This is a genomic window from Bacillus sp. AFS077874, assembly GCF_002566505.1.
Taxonomy (GTDB): domain Bacteria; phylum Bacillota; class Bacilli; order Bacillales; family Bacillaceae_G; genus Gottfriedia.
This window is the reverse complement of sequence record NZ_NUYF01000002.1, coordinates 46,881-64,368: the sequence shown is the minus strand read 5'-3', so window position 1 is coordinate 64,368 and position 17,488 is coordinate 46,881. Positions and strand designations below refer to the sequence as shown.

13 protein-coding genes and 1 pseudogene are annotated in these 17,488 nt (G+C 34.8%); 12 read left to right on the top strand and 2 right to left on the bottom strand.

The window, feature by feature from the left end; genetic code table 11:
* Nucleotides 1-90: 90 nt before the first annotated feature.
* Complete coding sequence (locus COJ46_RS00835; RefSeq protein WP_286145481.1) at nt 91-348, bottom strand: YgaP family membrane protein; 258 nt, start codon at nt 346-348, stop codon at nt 91-93.
* Between the two features lie 222 nt (nt 349-570).
* Between COJ46_RS00835 and pcrB the strand changes: the two genes are divergently transcribed.
* The 10 genes and pseudogenes from pcrB to gatB all read left to right on the top strand — a co-directional run bounded on the left by pcrB (nt 571) and on the right by gatB (nt 14,130).
* Nucleotides 571-1,269: a heptaprenylglyceryl phosphate synthase gene (gene pcrB, locus COJ46_RS00830; protein WP_097973972.1), complete on the top strand. Its 699-nt coding sequence runs from the start codon at nt 571-573 to the stop codon at nt 1,267-1,269.
* On the top strand, nt 1,269-3,446 hold the full coding sequence (gene pcrA, locus COJ46_RS00825; protein ID WP_097973973.1) for a DNA helicase PcrA: 2,178 nt from the start codon (nt 1,269-1,271) through the stop codon (nt 3,444-3,446). Before pcrB ends, pcrA begins: the two co-directional genes overlap by 1 nt.
* 16 nt (nt 3,447-3,462) lie before the next feature.
* Entirely contained in the window at nt 3,463-5,463 is a 2,001-nt protein-coding gene (gene ligA / locus COJ46_RS00820; protein ID WP_098565611.1) for an NAD-dependent DNA ligase LigA, read from the top strand.
* 71 nt (nt 5,464-5,534) lie between these two features.
* Nucleotides 5,535-6,737, top strand: a complete 1,203-nt coding sequence (locus tag COJ46_RS00815) for a CamS family sex pheromone protein (protein WP_097973977.1) — start codon at nt 5,535-5,537, stop codon at nt 6,735-6,737.
* Between the two features lie 202 nt (nt 6,738-6,939).
* Nucleotides 6,940-8,487 (top strand): L-glutamate gamma-semialdehyde dehydrogenase, encoded by a 1,548-nt coding sequence (gene pruA / locus COJ46_RS00810; RefSeq protein ID WP_097973978.1) that lies wholly within the window; start codon nt 6,940-6,942, stop codon nt 8,485-8,487.
* Nucleotides 8,488-8,766: 279 nt separating this feature from the next.
* Nucleotides 8,767-9,778: pseudogene (locus COJ46_RS00805) on the top strand (FtsW/RodA/SpoVE family cell cycle protein).
* A 334-nt stretch (nt 9,779-10,112) separates the two neighbouring features.
* Entirely contained in the window at nt 10,113-10,637 is a 525-nt protein-coding gene (locus COJ46_RS00800; protein ID WP_069032658.1) for a deoxycytidylate deaminase, read from the top strand.
* A gap of 287 nt (nt 10,638-10,924) precedes the next feature.
* Nucleotides 10,925-11,215 carry an Asp-tRNA(Asn)/Glu-tRNA(Gln) amidotransferase subunit GatC gene (gatC, locus tag COJ46_RS00795; RefSeq protein ID WP_069032659.1) on the top strand — a complete coding sequence of 97 codons (291 nt, stop codon included), beginning with the start codon at nt 10,925-10,927 and terminating at the stop codon, nt 11,213-11,215.
* A gap of 14 nt (nt 11,216-11,229) precedes the next feature.
* A complete protein-coding gene (gene gatA / locus COJ46_RS00790; protein WP_069032660.1) occupies nt 11,230-12,684 on the top strand; it encodes an Asp-tRNA(Asn)/Glu-tRNA(Gln) amidotransferase subunit GatA in 1,455 nt (484 codons plus the stop codon).
* Nucleotides 12,685-12,699: 15 nt separating this feature from the next.
* Entirely contained in the window at nt 12,700-14,130 is a 1,431-nt protein-coding gene (gene gatB, locus COJ46_RS00785; RefSeq protein WP_098565610.1) for an Asp-tRNA(Asn)/Glu-tRNA(Gln) amidotransferase subunit GatB, read from the top strand.
* A 60-nt stretch (nt 14,131-14,190) separates the two neighbouring features.
* On the opposite strand, the gene COJ46_RS00780 is transcribed toward gatB, so the two are convergent.
* Nucleotides 14,191-14,658: a formate/nitrite transporter family protein gene (locus tag COJ46_RS00780; RefSeq protein WP_097973983.1), complete on the bottom strand. Its 468-nt coding sequence runs from the start codon at nt 14,656-14,658 to the stop codon at nt 14,191-14,193.
* Between the two features lie 257 nt (nt 14,659-14,915).
* On the opposite strand from COJ46_RS00780, the gene COJ46_RS00775 reads away from it, so the two are divergent.
* Complete coding sequence (locus COJ46_RS00775) at nt 14,916-15,800, top strand: diacylglycerol kinase (RefSeq protein ID WP_097973985.1); 885 nt, start codon at nt 14,916-14,918, stop codon at nt 15,798-15,800.
* A 109-nt stretch (nt 15,801-15,909) separates the two neighbouring features.
* Nucleotides 15,910-17,292: a 23S rRNA (uracil(1939)-C(5))-methyltransferase RlmD gene (rlmD, locus tag COJ46_RS00770; protein ID WP_098565609.1), complete on the top strand. Its 1,383-nt coding sequence runs from the start codon at nt 15,910-15,912 to the stop codon at nt 17,290-17,292.
* Nucleotides 17,293-17,488: the final 196 nt, after the last annotated feature.

The window sequence follows — 17,488 nt, the reverse complement described above, 5'->3', positions numbered from 1 at the left end:
ATTATTAATGACGACCCTATTTCTTGTTAAAACAAGAACTAGTGTTCTATTTTTATCTATACAATCTACTCCATTTTTGATAAACTACTTTTATGAAGGTTGAACATAATCTTCGAATGTATCTCCCTCGTCGTGTTTATCTGCCATAATCTTACATTTCTTACCTAGAGCAGTCATTGGGCAAAAACGTAATACTCCCTCTGCAAATTTCATGGCACCGATTATGATCAAAATGATTACAGAATTACTACATCTTCTGCGTGTAAGCTTTGCTGTGCCGTAAGCTAAAATTGTTAAGCCAGCAGTTATACGGATAAGTGCATTTATAATGCTAATATTTGGTCTCAACAGTAACTCCCCTTATAATAAGTATCAGTGACTACATCACTCTTTACCATTTTTCCCTTTAATTGTTTCAATATCATAGGAAACAATTAGTATTAATTACTTAAAATGGGGACGTAGGGTTACTTTTCCTTTTCAATAAGATACAATACATTTATATTTTTGATAAAAAGTACTTAATAAAAATAGATAAATTAATGTTAAAAAACAATTCCGGAGGACAAAATGTACGATTATTCACAATGGAATCACATATTTAAATTAGATCCAAACAAAGAAATCTCTGATGATGAATTAGAAAAAATTTGCGAGTCAGGAACGGATGCAATATTAGTCGGTGGAACGGACGATGTAACGTTAGATGCTACAATCTCTCTACTAGTTAGAATAAGACGCTATGCAGTACCATGTATTTTAGAGGTATCAAATCTTGAAGCCGTAACTCCAGGATATGATTTCTATTTTATCCCGACAGTTTTAAATAGTAATGATCCAAAGTGGATTATTGGAATGCATCAACAAGCAATGAAAGAATTCGCTCATTTAGTTCATGCCGAAGAATTGGTAATGGAAGGTTATTGTATATTAAATGAAGATTGTAAGGCTGCAAAGCTGACAAATGCAGTAACAGATCTTTCAATAGAAGATATTGTCGCTTATGCGGAAGTTTCTGAGCAATTATTAAAATTACCAATTTTTTATTTGGAATATAGCGGAACATATGGTTCACCTCAGGTGGTAGAAGAAGTTTCAAAAGTATTAAACAATACGAAATTATTCTATGGTGGGGGAATTTCATCAGCTCAACAAGCAATTGAGATGAAGCAATTTGCTGATACGATTGTTGTTGGGAACATTATATATGATAACTTACAAGAGGCTTTACTTACTGTGAAAGCTGTGAAAGAAGGAGCGACGAAGTAATGAAAACAGCAGAAGAATTATTGCAAGGTTTAAATCCAATGCAAAAAGAAGCCGTTAAAACGGTTGATGGTCCTTTATTAATTATGGCTGGAGCAGGTTCAGGTAAAACTCGAGTACTAACACATCGAATTGCTTATTTATTAGGAGAAAAAGGTGTCGCTCCATGGAATATACTTGCGATCACCTTTACAAATAAAGCAGCTAGAGAGATGAGAGAGCGTATATTTAATCTAGTTGGAAAAGATGCAGAAGATATTTGGGTTTCCACATTCCACTCAATGTGTGTGCGCATTCTTCGGAGAGATATTGATCGAATTGGCTTTAACAGAAGCTTTTCTATATTAGATACAACTGACCAATTAACAGTCATAAAAAATATTCTGAAAGAGAAAAACTTAGATTCAAAGAAATTTGATCCTCGTAGTATTCTAGGTTCTATTAGTAGTGCAAAAAATGAACTGCAAACTGCTGCAGATTATTCAAGAGATGCCTTTACTCCATTTGAAAAAGTTGTTGGAGAAATTTATGCATCTTATCAAGATCGACTACGTAAAAATCATTCATTAGACTTCGACGATTTAATTATGATGACAATTAATTTATTTGAACGTGTTCCAGAAGTACTACAATATTATCAACGAAAATTTCAATATATTCACGTGGATGAGTATCAAGATACTAATCATGCTCAGTATAAAATTGTAAAATTACTTGCCGAGCAATTTAAAAATATTTGTGTAGTTGGTGATTCAGATCAATCAATTTATCGATGGCGTGGAGCAGATATTTCTAATATTCTTTCATTCGAAAAAGATTATGATAAAGCACAAGTAATTCTGTTAGAACAAAATTACCGTTCGACTCAAACGATTCTAGATGCTGCTAACGCAGTTATCACGAACAATTCAAACCGTAAAGCGAAAAAGCTTTGGACAGAAAATGGACAAGGTACACCGATACATTATTTTAGAGCTGCCTCAGAACAGGACGAAGGATATTTTGTGGCTGGAAAGCTAGCCGAGTGGAAAAAAGAAGGAGTTCATCAATATGGTGATGTTGCTATTCTTTATCGTACGAATGCGCAATCACGTGCAATGGAGGAAGTTTTAGTTAAGTCTAATATTCCTTATAAAATGGTCGGCGGAGTAAAGTTCTATGATCGTAAAGAGATTAAAGATATACTAGCTTACTTAAGATTTATTGCAAATCCAGATGATGAGATTAGTTTTTCAAGAATTATTAATGTCCCAAAACGTGGTGTGGGAGCGGCATCTGTAGATAAAATTATTAACTATAGCATAATGAATGACCTATCTCTATCAGATACTTTAGAGCAAATTGACTTCGTTGGATTAAGTGGAAAGATTACGAAAGCAATTGGAGATTTCCATGCTATGGCGAAAAACTGGCAGCAAATGTTGGATTATTTATCAGTTACCGAGCTTGTTGAGGAAGTTCTTGATAAAACAGGCTATATCCAAGTGTTAAAAGATGAAAATACTATTGAATCTGCTTCAAGAATTGAAAATATTGAAGAGTTTTTAACAGTTACAAACGCTTTTGAAGAAAGCAGTGAAGATAAAAGTTTAGTATCATTTTTAACTGATTTAGCTTTAGTATCTGATATCGATCAAGCCGATAAAGAAGAGTCACAAGCAGATGAGGTTATCCTTATGACGCTTCACTCTGCAAAAGGATTAGAGTTCCCAGTAGTGTTTCTAATCGGTTTGGAAGAAGGTATTTTCCCACATAGCCGTTCTTTAATGGACGAAGAAGAAATGGAAGAAGAAAGACGATTAGCATATGTAGGAATAACACGTGCTGAAAAGAATTTATATATTACGAATGCTCAAACACGTACACTTTATGGTCGCACTAGTGTAAACCAAGAATCTCGCTTTATTAATGAAATTCCTGATGAGCTATTAGATCGTGCTAATAAGAAAGTAGTAACTGAGCGCCGTGCTGTATCTAGACCAGCGGTGGCAATGAAAACAACAGGTGGAGAGTCACTAGGTTGGAGAGTTGGAGATAAAGCTTCTCATGGTAAATGGGGAATTGGTACAGTTGTAAGTGTAAAAGGAGAAGGCGAAGCAATGGAGTTAGATATTGCATTCCCAAGTCCTGTTGGTATTAAGCGTTTATTAGCAAAATTTGCTCCAATTACGAAAGCATAGAAGGGATGGAGAGCTCTTGGATCAAAAAAACATTGATAAAGTTGAAGAACTAAGAACACAATTAAATCAGTACAACTATGAGTATTATGTATTAGATCAGCCATCAGTGCCAGATGCCGAGTATGACTCACTATTACATGAATTAATTGAATTAGAAGAACAATATCCAACTCTGTTAACACCTGATTCTCCATCACAACGTATAGGTGGACAGGCAATTGATTTGTTCGAAAAAGTCGTTCATAGTCATCCAATGTTAAGCCTAGGAAATGCGTTTAATGAAGGAGATTTAAGAGATTTCGACCAAAGAATTAGACAGGATTCTGCGGGAGTATCTTATGTTTGTGAACTTAAAATAGACGGCTTAGCGGTTTCACTTCAATATGAAAATGGATTGTTTGTCAAAGGTGCAACTCGTGGTGATGGTACAGTTGGAGAAGATATTACGCATAATTTAAAGACGATTAAAGCAATTCCATTAAGACTTTCTGAGCCAATTACAATAGAAGCTCGTGGTGAAGCATTCATGCCAAAAGCTAGCTTCGAAAAGGTTAATGAATCGCGTGAAAAGAAAGGGGAAGAATTATTTGCAAATCCAAGAAATGCAGCGGCTGGTTCATTACGCCAACTTGACCCGAAAATTGTTGCAAAGAGAGATTTATCGTTCTTCGTTTATGGATTCCCAACAGCTGAGGAATTTTCAATTCAAAAGCATAGCGAAGCATTAGACTATCTTCACAAACTTGGATTTAAAACAAATACTTTCCGCAAAACATGCCATACAATCGAAGAAGTAATTGAATACGTTGAAGAATGGAAAGAAAAACGCCCATCATTGCCTTATGAGATTGATGGAATTGTCATAAAAGTGGATGAATACAGTATTCAGAAAAAGTTAGGATCAACAGCAAAAGTACCAAGATGGGCTATTGCATATAAGTTCCCAGCTGAAGAGGTAGTAACCAAATTAGTCGATATCGAATTAAGTGTTGGTCGTACAGGTGTGGTAACACCGACTGCAATTTTAGAACCTGTTCGTGTTGCAGGTACAGTAGTAAAACGTGCATCGCTTCATAATGAAGATTTAATTAAAGAAAAAGACATTCGAATTGGTGACACAGTCGTTATTCGCAAAGCTGGAGATATTATTCCTGAAGTAGTAAATGTACTATTAGATCGTCGTACTGGTGATGAACAGCCTTTTGCAATGCCAACTCACTGCCCTTCATGTGATCATGAGTTAATAAGAGTGACAGGTGAAGTAGCACTACGTTGTGTAAATCCCTTCTGTCCATCTCAAATTCGTGAAGGATTAATTCATTTTGCGTCTCGTGATGCAATGAATATCGAGGGTCTAGGTGAAAGAGTAGTATCACAACTATTCGATGCTAATTTGATTAAGACATTTACAGATCTTTATATTCTAACGAAAGAACAATTATTATCACTTGAACGATTTGGAGAAAAGTCAGCAGATAAATTAATTTCTGCAATTCAAGCTTCTAAAGAAAATTCACTTGAAAAATTATTATTTGGTTTAGGTATTCGTCATGTTGGAGCTAAAGCAGCAAAAACATTAGCTCAGCATTTCCAAACAATTGATCGACTGATGGAAGCATCGGTTGAGGAAATAACCGGAATTAATGAAATTGGTTCTAAAATGGCCCAGTCAATTAATGATTATTTTTCACAAGACGAAGTAAAAGAACTTATTTCAACGTTTAAAACTGTTGGAGTAAATACTGAATATAAAGGGATTCAAGTAGAAAATATTAATATGGATTCTCTTTTTGCTGGTAAAACAGTAGTATTAACTGGTAAGCTAGAACAGATGACTAGAAGTGAGGCTAAGAAACAGTTAGAAGCACTTGGCGCAAAAGTAGCAGGAAGTGTTAGTAAGAGTACTGATCTAGTCATTGCAGGTGAGGCAGCTGGATCGAAATTAGATGCTGCACGAAAATTAAATATCGAGATTTGGGATGAAGAGAGAATGATTAAAGAGCTTCAACCACAATAATATTTCAATCAACTAGAGGACGGATTAATGATAGTAGTTCGTTCACTTAATAAGTAGAAGGTGTGAGTTAGATGAAAAAACGTATAGGAATGCTCCTATGTTGTTTTTCGCTCATCTTATCTGGCTGTTCATTATCAATAAAGAATGAAGATAAGGTTGTACAAGAGAGCAATAACAAAAAAGGGGAAGACGCAATTATTCCCCGTTATTCAATTTCAAATGATTACTACAAGACAATACTTCCATTTAAACCGAGTAAAACAAGAGGTGCTGTCGTTGCAAATATCGATAATAGACTTGATATTAGTGAATTTGAATTAGGTTTAATGCGAATTGTACAAGAGCAATATTCAACAAAAGATTACCTGTATCAAGAAGGACAATTATTAAGTAAAAAAACGGTGGAATCTTGGCTAAAAAGGAAGTATACTCCTTCACAATTTAAACAAAAACAAGATGCACTTAAGAGAGCAAATTTAAAACCAAGTTCGATTACAAATGACGGATTGAATCCAATTCAAACGGATACAAAAAATCTCACTGAAGATCAAAAAGCTAAACAAGCTCCAATATTTTTAAATTCAATTTTAGAGCAGGATTATCTAAAAAAGAACGGAAAAGAAGTTAAAGTTGAGGGCGTAGCAATTGGTTTAGCAATGAACTCTGTTTATTATTATCAAGAGGAGCACGGCTACCCAAGAGAGCTTAAAATTCCTCAAGATGAAATGATTAAACAAGGTAAAGCGATCGCGCAAGAAATTTTAACGCGAGTGCGAAAAATGGACGAATTTAAAGATATACCAATCACATTTGCTATTTTCCGTCAGCAAAGTCAGTCATCTGTAGTACCTGGAAACTATGTTGCTATGACTTCAGTGTCTGGAAATGACTTCTCAATTAGCAACTGGGATAAAATAAATGAGAAATACTATTTATTCCCTTCAGCTGCTGCAACTGCAGATTACCGAGATGATGCAATGAAAATGGTTAATTTTAAATCAGATATAGAAAATTATTTTCCGAATTATACTGGTGTTGTAGGTACTGGTTTTTATAAGGATAATGAATTAATACAACTAAAAATTGATATACCTATGCAATTTTATGGTAAGGCAGAAGTCATAGCTTTTACTCAATATGTAGCGGGACTTATGATGGACCATTTCCCTTCATACTTAAAGGTTGAGACGAATATATTCTCATCAAATGGACAGGAAGCACTCATCGTAAAAGATGTAGATGCTAAGGAACCAAGTGTGCATATTTATAACTAAAAGGAAGAGGACAACTCTTCCTTTTTTTTAATATAAGGGAAGAATCTGTAAGCGTTTCATATTTGAAGAATATATAGGAATATTGTATTATGTAAATGTGAGTTTTTTATACAGTAGTTATTCTACTAGCAATTGACTGAAAACACTGATAGAAAAACGGTTACAGTTGTTGCTATTTTCAAACTAAAGGGGGATTTATTCAATGGTTATACCTTACAAACATGAGCCATTTACAAACTTTGGCTTAGAGGAAAATCAAGAACAATACAAACAAGGATTAGCAAAAGTTTCATCTTATTTAGGTGAAAAATATCCACTAATCATTGGTGGAGAGCGTATCTTTACTGAAGAACAGATCGTATCTGTAAATCCTTCAAATCATAAAGAAGTTATTGGTTCTGTATCTAAAGCAAGCCGTGACTTAGCTGAAAAAGCTATGCAAATTGCTGATACAACTTTTAATACATGGAAAAAAGTTAAACCTGAAGTTCGTGCTGACATCTTATTCCGTGCGGCTGCAATTATTCGTCGTCGTAAACACGAATTCTCAGCTTTATTAACTAAAGAAGCTGGTAAACCTTGGAATGAAGCAGATGCTGATACAGCTGAAGCAATTGATTTCTTAGAGTTCTATGCTCGTCAAATGTTACAATTAAAAGACGGAATTCCTGTTGAAAGCCGTCCTGGTGAATATAACCGTTTCAACTACATTCCATTAGGAGTTGGTGTTGTAATCTCTCCTTGGAACTTCCCATTTGCAATCATGGCTGGAACAACTGTAGCTGCTGTAGTAACAGGTAACACTGTTCTATTAAAACCAGCAAGTACTACTCCAGTAGTTGCTTACAAATTCTTAGAAGTATTAGAAGAAGCTGGATTACCTGCAGGAGTAGTAAACTTCGTACCAGGTAGTGGTGCTGAAGTAGGAGATTACTTAGTTGATCACCCACGCACTCGTTTCATCAGCTTTACTGGTTCTAAAGAAGTAGGTATCCGTATTTATGAGCGCGCTGCAAAAGTAAACCCAGGTCAAATCTGGTTAAAACGTGTAATCGCTGAAATGGGCGGTAAAGACACAATGGTAGTTGATAAAGAAGCTGATTTAGAATTAGCTGCTAAATCAATCGTTTCTTCTGCATTCGGATTCTCTGGTCAAAAATGTTCAGCATGTTCTCGTGCAGTAATTCACCAAGATGTGTATGATCAAGTTCTTGCTCGTGCAATCGAATTAACAAACGAATTAACTGTTGGAAACCCAGAAGACCGTTCAACTTACATGGGTCCAGTTAATGACCAAGCTGCTTTCAATAAAGTAATGAGCTACGTACAAATCGGACGTGAAGAAGGCCGTGTAGTAACAGGTGGAGAAGGAGACGATTCTACTGGTTGGTTCATCAAACCAACAATCGTTGCTGACGTTGCTGAAGATGCTCGTTTAATGAAAGAAGAAATCTTTGGACCAGTTGTAGCATTCTGCAAAGCTAACGACTTTGATCACGCTTTAGAAATTGCTAACAACACTGAATACGGTTTAACAGGTGCTGTTATCTCTAACAACCGTGCAAACATCGAAAAAGCACGTGAAGATTTCCACGCTGGTAACTTATACTTCAACCGTGGATGTACTGGTGCAATCGTTGGTTACCAACCATTTGGTGGATTCAACATGTCAGGTACTGACTCAAAAGCAGGCGGACCAGACTACCTAGTTCTTCACATGCAAGGTAAAACAACTTCAGAAATGCTTTAATAAATAGAGTAAAGGCTTGTTTTATTGACAACCTTTAAAAGAAGAAACCCCACAAGGAAAATAATTTCTTTGTGGGGTTTTCTTATTTTATTACTTATCATCAAAGATTAAAATTACTTTTGTCTATAGTATGTCTAAAATTAGAATGTTTTTTGAAACATCAGCTTGTTCCGTAGTAAAAGCAATCAAGCAATTAGTATAATGGTTAAAAGGAATGAATGTTAAAGGAATTTGAGTATGAATCCTAAAAAAGATCTTATTAAATCCTACGACTTTATCATGTTAATTTTAATGTTGTGTCTAATGCTTATTAGTATTTTTGCGATCTATTCGGCTAGTAAAAGCGGTCAGTATCAGGGAAGTTTCGTAATAAGACAGGGTGTTTTCTATTTAATCGGACTTACTATATCTATATTAGTTGCGACAATTGATCTTAATCTAATCAAAAGGATAAACTGGATTATTTATGCAACATGTATTCTACTTTTAATCGTTTTAATATTTGCTCCTGAAAGTATTGCGAGACCAGTTAACGGGGCAAAAGCATGGTTTCAGTTACCGTTTATTGGTTCATTACAACCTTCAGAATTTATGAAGATTAGTTTGCTTATAAGTATTAGTGCGTTGGTAGATAAACATAATAGGGTATTTAAAATAAATAATGTAAAAACTAATTTAATATTGTTATGTAAAATTCTACTTATTTCGTTGCCACCATCTTTAATTTTACTTTGAAGCAAGAATATTATCTTTATTAATGCCTCATCAGAGAAGTAGAATTGAAGGCTGGTTAAATCCATTTGAGCATAGTGATGCTGGATTTCAAACAAAACAGGGCTTACTTGCAATTGGTACTGGTCAACTATCTGGAAAAGGATACTTAAATGGAGCTGTCTACATTCCAGAAAAACATACTGATTTCATTTTTGCCAATATAGGTGAAGAATTTGGATTTGTTGGAGGGGCTTTATGCATAGCCTTGTTTTTTCTTTTGCTAAATAGAATAATGAATATTTCTTTAGATACTTTGAAAAAAACTAATAATTTGTTTGGAACATTGATCTGTGTTGGTGCGGTATCCGTATTAGCTTTTCAAATCTTTCAAAATATAGGAATGACAATAGGTTTACTACCTGTAACAGGTATTACGCTACCATTTCTAAGTTATGGTGGAAGTTCACTGTTATCAAATATGATCTTAATAGGTTTAACACAATCAGTTAGGAATTCTTATAATGGATACATTTTCTATAGTTTAGAAGGTGAGAAGTATGGATATAGAAATACCTGATAAGAGAATGAAAATTTTACTATACATAGCAGCTAGTTTGTTTTCGATCATCATTTTAAAATTTTTATACATTATAATCCTTTAGGAAGCACGTATTTTTTAATTAGGTGTTTTTTTAAATAAAAACTTGTGAATTGACTCACAAGTAGATGCTAAATTATAAATTTATCAAATTAGAATCAGCATCATTTTATAATGAGTTATTTATTTTGAAGGGCGTAAGTAAATTTACGCTCTCTTTGTTATGCTCAATACTTTACTTCTAACTCAACCTTCCCCATATTATTATGCTATAATTTTAAATAAGTAATAGTGAACAGAGAGAAGGGATACCATGCAAATTTTACAGAGAATAATTCAATTAGTAGATTCAATTCCTTTAGGAACTCGCGATGATTGGGACTCTTATTTTTTAGGACAGGCATTTATAACTTCTCTTCGTTCAACTTGCGGAAGTAGAAGGGTTGGAGCAGTTATTGTAAGTGATAATAGAATAATTGCTTCTGGGTATAATGGATATCCGAAAGGTGCTAAGCATTGTATTGATGGAGGATGTCCACGCTTTGCTGCTCGCCAAGAAGGGTTATTAGACAGTGGCAAATACTCAGATCAGTATCCTTGTGATGCTTTCCATGCTGAAGAAAATGCGATTTATCAATTAGTACAATCAGGGATTCAAAAAACGAAAGGTGATAATTGGACAATTTATTGTACAACTGCACCGTGTCGAGCTTGTGCGAAAATGATAAATGGAGCGGGAATTACTAGAGTTGTATATAATGTAGGCTATCCGGATGATTATTCAATTGAGTATTTTAAAAAATATGGAATTGAACTAACAAGAATCCCTGCCGAATAAACTTTAGTCCATATTTAAACAAACGTTTGATTAATTTTATATGTAAGAATTTTAGGACAGACTGTTTGAAAGCGAATTTCTTTCGAGGTTCATCTAACCTAATGAGGAGCGGAGTTATCCTATACGATAATGAGCTTCTGTTAGGTGAAGTAAAGAAGAAAGAGAGCGTTTGACGGACAGTCTGTAATTATTTTACTTGTATTTAAGTGGAATGTTGCCCGACACATGGGAAATTTGGTATTATCAGTATATTGTATGTTGTGCGAATAATATGGAGGTGCATATAAATGTCAAAAATTACAATGGAGCAAGTTAAGCACGTTGCTCATTTAGCGCGTTTAGCGGTGACAGAGGAAGAAGCAGAGAAGTTTTCAAAACAACTTGGAGCAATTTTAGATTTTGCTGAGCAGTTAGGTGAACTTGATACAACAAATGTGAAACCAACTACACATGTCCTAAAAATGCGTAATGTATTACGTAAAGATGAGCCAGGTAAAGGTTTACCAATTGAAGAGGTACTGAAAAATGCACCAGACCACAAAGATGGACAAGTTAAAGTACCGTCAATATTGGATTAAGGGGGGAAATTAGAATGTCATTATTTGAATATACAGTTTCAGAATTACATAGCAAATTAAAATCAAAAGAGATTAAAGTAGAAGAGTTAGTAAATGAATCTTATGAGCGAATTTCAGCAGTTGATGGTGAAGTAAAATCATTTTTAACTTTAAATGAAGAGCAAGCGCGTCTACAAGCAAAAGCACTTGATGAAAAGCCTTGGGATGAGTCTCGTGGAATTCTTGCTGGTATGCCTATCGGTGTAAAAGATAATATCGTTACAAAGGGTCTTCGTACTACTTGTGCGAGTAAAATTCTTGAGAACTTCAATCCAATTTATGATGCGACAGTTGTTACGAAATTAGCTCAAGCTGAAAGCATTACGATCGGAAAATTAAATATGGATGAATTTGCAATGGGTTCATCTAATGAAAATTCTGCGTTCGGTGGTACTCGTAATCCTTGGAATACTGAATACGTACCAGGCGGAAGTAGCGGTGGATCTGCAGCTTCAGTAGCTGCTGGAGAAGTATTATTCTCTTTAGGTTCAGATACAGGTGGATCAATTCGTCAACCTGCTTCATTTTGTGGAGTTGTTGGTTTAAAACCTACATATGGTCGTGTATCTCGTTCTGGTTTAGTAGCATTTGCTTCTTCTCTAGACCAAATTGGTCCAATAACTAGAAATGTAGAAGATAATGCATTGTTATTACAAGCAATTTCAGGATTAGATGCAAGTGACTCAACTTCAGCAAATGTAGAAGTTCCTTCATTTGCTAAGGCGTTAACAGGTGATGTAAAAGGTCTTCGTATCGCTGTACCTAAAGAATATTTAGGAGAAGGTGTTGGTGAAGAAGCTCGTGCGTCTGTTATGGCTGCATTAAATTTATTAGAAAGCTTAGGCGCTACTTGGGAAGAGGTTTCATTACCACATTCTAAATATGCATTAGCTACATATTATTTAATTTCTTCATCTGAAGCATCTGCTAACTTAGCTCGTTTCGATGGTATTCGTTACGGTCATCGTGCAGCTGATGTAGAAAACTTAATTGATCTTTATAAGAAAACTAGAGCTGAAGGCTTTGGAGACGAAGTAAAACGCCGTATCATGTTAGGAACTTATGCATTAAGTTCTGGTTACTATGATGCTTACTATAAAAAAGCTCAACAAGTACGTACATTAATAAAAGAAGATTTCGAGAAAGTATTTGAAAACTATGATGTTATTATTGGCCCAACTACACCAACTCCTGCATTTAAGGTAGGAGAAAAAGTAAGTGATCCAATGACAATGTACGCAAATGATATTTTAACGATTCCGATTAACTTAGCGGGTGTTCCTGCGATTTCTGTTCCTTGTGGTTTCCATAATGGTCTTCCATTAGGATTACAAATTATCGGTAAACATTTTGATGAGTCTACAATTTACAGAGTTGCCCATGCATACGAGCAAGCAACTGACTTTACAAAACAAAGACCACAACTATAAGGAGGCGCGGGAAAGATGAATTTTGAAACGATAATCGGTTTAGAAGTACACGTAGAATTAAAAACAAAATCAAAAATCTTCTCACCAAGCCCTAATGCGTTTGGTGCAGAACCAAATACAAACACTGGTGTAATTGATTTAGGTTATCCAGGTGTGTTACCAGTATTAAATGAAGAAGCTGTAAACTTTGGTATGAGAGCAGCAATGGCATTAAATTGTGAAATTGCAACTGAGACAAAGTTTGACCGTAAAAACTATTTCTATCCTGATAATCCAAAAGCTTACCAAATCTCTCAATTTGATAAGCCGATTGGTGAAAATGGATGGATTGAAATCGAAGTTGGTGGCAAAAAGAAACGTATCGGTATTACTCGCGTTCACTTAGAAGAGGATGCTGGAAAGTTAAATCATACAGATGAAGGATATTCATTAGTAGACTTTAACCGTCAAGGAACTCCATTAATTGAAATCGTTTCTGAGCCGGATATGAGAACTCCTGAAGAGGCTTATGCATATTTAGAAAAACTTAAGTCAATTATTCAATTCAGTGGGGTATCTGATGTAAAAATGGAAGAAGGCTCACTTCGTTGTGATGCGAATATTTCTTTACGTCCATTTGGACAAGAGGAATTTGGTACAAAAGCAGAATTAAAGAACTTAAACTCATTTGCTTTCGTTCAAAAAGGATTAGAGCATGAGCAAGTTCGCCAAGAAAAAGTTTTATTATCTGGCGGAGTAATCCAACAAGAAACACGTCGTTACGATGAAGCTACAAAAACTACAATCTTAATGCGTGTAAAAGAAGGATCGGATGATTACCGTTACTTCCCAGAACCAGACTTAGTTGAACTATACATTGATGATGAGTGGAAAGAACGTGTTCGCCAAAGTATTCCGGAGCTTCCAGATGCTCGTCAAAAACGCTATGTAGAGCAATTAGGTTTACCGGCATATGATGCAATGGTATTAACTTTAACAAAAGAAATGTCTGATTTCTTTGATGAAACAGTAAACAATGGTGCAGATGCAAAATTAGCATCTAACTGGTTAATGGGTGAAGTTTCGGCATATTTAAATAAATCACAAAAAGAACTGCATGAAGTTGCTTTAACGCCAGAAAACTTGTCTAGTATGCTTAAGTTAATTACAGACGGTACAATCTCTTCTAAGATTGCGAAAAAAGTATTCACTGAGTTAATCGAAAACGGCGGAGACGCAAATGAAATTGTAAAAGCGAAAGGTTTAGTACAATTATCTGATGAAGGCGCTCTTCGTAAAATCGTTATTGAAACTCTTGATGCTAACCCACAATCTATTGAAGACTTTAAAAATGGTAAGGACCGAGCTATTGGTTTCCTTGTTGGTCAAATGATGAAAGCGACTAAAGGTCAAGCGAATCCACCACTATTAAATAAGATCTTAATGGAAGAAATTCAAAAAAGATAAGGTTTTCAATACAAAAAACTACGGGTTATAAGTTCCGTAGTTTTTTTGTATTGTTTAGAGTCAAAATGATTCAATAATATGGCTGGCTTGTTGATGCATACAAAAGGAGATCCATTTTACTGTTGGGTCGTTATATAATCCTGTTATATGAATTAATAAAGAAAAACAACCAGCACCTAGTATGTTTCCAATGTAAGATATAAGCCATAAATGTAACACCTCTGGCCATTTCATTTTTCCTCTTATGGCAGTATAGGCAAAATAAAATATGTTTCCTATAAATAGGTCAGCACCACCGTATGCAATTAGAAGGATGGCGACGGTAATTGTTATAGCAGCCATTGGGTAGGCAAATGGTGTATACGCAGCATGAAAGAAATGACCTGATTTAAATGCTACTATAACTCCGAAGCCTATAAACATACTAGCCATTATTGCTCTTAATAAAAAACGCAAAACACTATCTCGGTAAATTTTCAACTTTTTTAGAGCAAAATACTCTACATTCACGAACGGTTTGTTTTCCATCTCATTATCAATCCTTAATTCTACTTTAATGTATTTATCATCAATATGTACTATAATAATTAAGTTGTTCAAAACGATAGAAAAATATAGCAAAGAATCGAATGTAATCTAAATTTAATATAATATTGCTTTTCAATATGGGTTTGAACATGCTTTAGAAAGGTAAAAATAGATAAGTAAATGGAAAAAGTTTACTACAAAAACTTTTTAGGTTAGGATATAAGTTAGAGAACTTAAATAAATAAGTAGGATGGTTAATGATGAAACGTGCAAGAATTATCTACAACCCTACTTCTGGTCGTGAAATTTTTAAGAAAAAGCTTCCCGATGTGTTGCAATTGTTCGAGCAAGCAGGTTATGAAACCTCTTGTCATGCAACAACCGGTGCAGGTGATGCGACAATCGCAGCAAGAGAAGCATGTGAACGAAAATTTGATTTAGTTGTAGCTTGCGGTGGAGATGGAACACTTAATGAAGTCATTAGTGGTATGGCAGAACAAGAATATCGACCAAAGTTAGGATTAATCCCGGTTGGGACAACAAATGATTTTGCTAGAGCAATTGGTGTGAATGTTTCAATTATGGAAGCGGCTGAAGTCATAACAAATGGGCAAACTGTACCTCTTGATATTGGAAGAGTTGATGATAAATATTTTGTAAATATTTTAGCTGCCGGTAAAATTACAGAATTAACATATGAAGTACCTAGCAAACTAAAAACAATGTTAGGACAACTAGCATATTATTTAAAAGGTATTGAAATGTTACCAAGGGTTAAGCCTACTCGATTAAAAATTGAGTACGATGGAAAAGTCTTTGATGAAGAAGCGTATTTGTTCTTATTATCGAATACAAATTCAGTTGGTGGATTTGAAAAAATTGCACCAGAGGCAAGTATTAATGATGGGCAATTTGATTTATTAGTCTTAAAGAAATCAAATATAGCCGAAATCATCAGAGTATGTGCCCAGCTATTAAGTGGTCAGCATGTACAAAATGAATATGTTCTTTATACTAGAGCAAGCCACTTGAAAATTATGTCTGATGATAAACTACTATTAAATATTGATGGTGAGTATGGTGGAGAAACACCATGTACTGTTGATATGCTTTACAACCACCTAGAAATCTATGTACCATAATAAGTGAAATAGTAGTAAATACTAGAAAAAGTAACCACGGTAGTTAACGTGGTTATTTATTTTGTATAATGAAATGGTTTAATAAAAGGTTGAAAGGTAGGTAAGGGACTTGTCGAAAAGAGTGTTACCTGTAGAAAAGAATCAATTTATAGATGTTGAATTTATCGATTTAACTCATGAGGGACATGGAGTTGCAAAGGTAGAAGGATATCCGATCTTTGTACCAAATGCACTTCCAGGTGAAAAAGCACAAATTAAGGTGCTAAAAACAAGCAAAGGCTTTGGGTTCGGTAAAATTATAGAATTCCAAAAAGAAAGTGATGTACGAGTTGAACCGATTTGTTCAATTTACAATCAATGTGGTGGTTGTCAAACTCAACATATGAGCTATGAAGGCCAACTTGAGGCGAAACATAAACAAGTAGTAGAAGTTGTAAAACGAATTGGGAAACTTGATGACGTAGTAATTCATCCAGTGTTAGGAATGGAAAATCCATGGAGTTACCGTAACAAAGCACAAGTTCCAGTAGGGGAACTAGAAGGTGGATTAGTTGTTGGTTTCTATCAAAAGAGAAGCCATGAAATTATTCCAATGAATGAATGCTACATTCAAGGAAAAGAAAATGATGAAATGATACAAGCTGTGAAAGATCTTTGTGAAGAATTAAAAATCGAGCCATACGATGAAGTTGGCCACAAAGGACTATTGCGTCATATTATGGCACGCTATGGTTACTATACAAATGAATCAATGCTAGTTCTTGTTACTAATAAAGTGAACTTTGCTCAAAAAGAAGAATTAATAGCTAGAATTGTTGAGAAATATCCAACAATTACAAGCATTATTCAAAACGTAAATAATGAAAAAACAAATGTGATTCTTGGAAATCAAACAATTGTATTATACGGAAGTGAAACAATCAAAGATAAAATTGGTGATATTACTTTCGAAATATCAGCTCGATCATTTTATCAAGTAAACCCTACACAAACTAAGGTTTTATATGATAAAGCACTCGAGTATACAAACTTAAATGGTAGTGAAACAGTTATTGATGCATACTGCGGAATCGGTTCAATATCATTATTTTTAGCTCAAAAGGCTAAAAAGGTTTATGGTGTAGAAATTGTACCAGAAGCGATTGAAGATGCGAAACGAAATGCTAGGATTAACGAGATGACAAATGTTGAATTTGAAGTAGGGAAAGCTGAAGAAGTTATACCTAATTGGTACAAGCAAGGAATTACAGCTGAAGTATTAGTTGTAGACCCTCCAAGAAAAGGTTGTGACGAGGCTTTATTAAATACAATCATTGATATGAAACCAAGCAAAGTAGTTTACGTATCATGTAATCCTGCTACATTAGCAAGAGATTTACGAGTACTTGAAGACGGTGGTTATAAAACAGTAGAAATACAGCCAGTGGATATGTTCCCACATACTAGTCACGTAGAAGCTGTCGCGAAATTAGTACTTAAGGAAGGGAACTGACACTAAGTGTATTGAACCCAGCGTACTTCTAAAGTTCTTCAGTTTTTTTTAGCGAAACCCTTATTAACTAAGAACACTGGATTGCTATTTGATGGCGTGGAAATAATAAGGGAATGACGATACAAGTGCAAGCAAGTATATCTTGCTTTTTAATTTTGGGATATGAGATTGGACTGTAATCCCATAATGAGAGGAT

Excerpts from the sequence above, each read along its gene's own strand:
- COJ46_RS00800 (WP_069032658.1), top strand. The coding sequence starts at position 10,113 with ATGCAAATTTTACAGAGAATAATTCAATTAGTAGATTCAATTCCTTTA.
- gatA (WP_069032660.1), top strand. The coding sequence starts at position 11,230 with ATGTCATTATTTGAATATACAGTTTCAGAATTACATAGCAAATTAAAA.
- pcrA (WP_097973973.1), top strand. The coding sequence starts at position 1,269 with ATGAAAACAGCAGAAGAATTATTGCAAGGTTTAAATCCAATGCAAAAA.
- COJ46_RS00815 (WP_097973977.1), top strand. The coding sequence starts at position 5,535 with ATGAAAAAACGTATAGGAATGCTCCTATGTTGTTTTTCGCTCATCTTA.
- COJ46_RS00780 (WP_097973983.1), bottom strand. The coding sequence starts at position 14,658 with ATGGAAAACAAACCGTTCGTGAATGTAGAGTATTTTGCTCTAAAAAAG.
- pruA (WP_097973978.1), top strand. The coding sequence starts at position 6,940 with ATGGTTATACCTTACAAACATGAGCCATTTACAAACTTTGGCTTAGAG.
- gatC (WP_069032659.1), top strand. The coding sequence starts at position 10,925 with ATGTCAAAAATTACAATGGAGCAAGTTAAGCACGTTGCTCATTTAGCG.
- pcrB (WP_097973972.1), top strand. The coding sequence starts at position 571 with ATGTACGATTATTCACAATGGAATCACATATTTAAATTAGATCCAAAC.
- COJ46_RS00775 (WP_097973985.1), top strand. The coding sequence starts at position 14,916 with ATGATGAAACGTGCAAGAATTATCTACAACCCTACTTCTGGTCGTGAA.
- gatB (WP_098565610.1), top strand. The coding sequence starts at position 12,700 with ATGAATTTTGAAACGATAATCGGTTTAGAAGTACACGTAGAATTAAAA.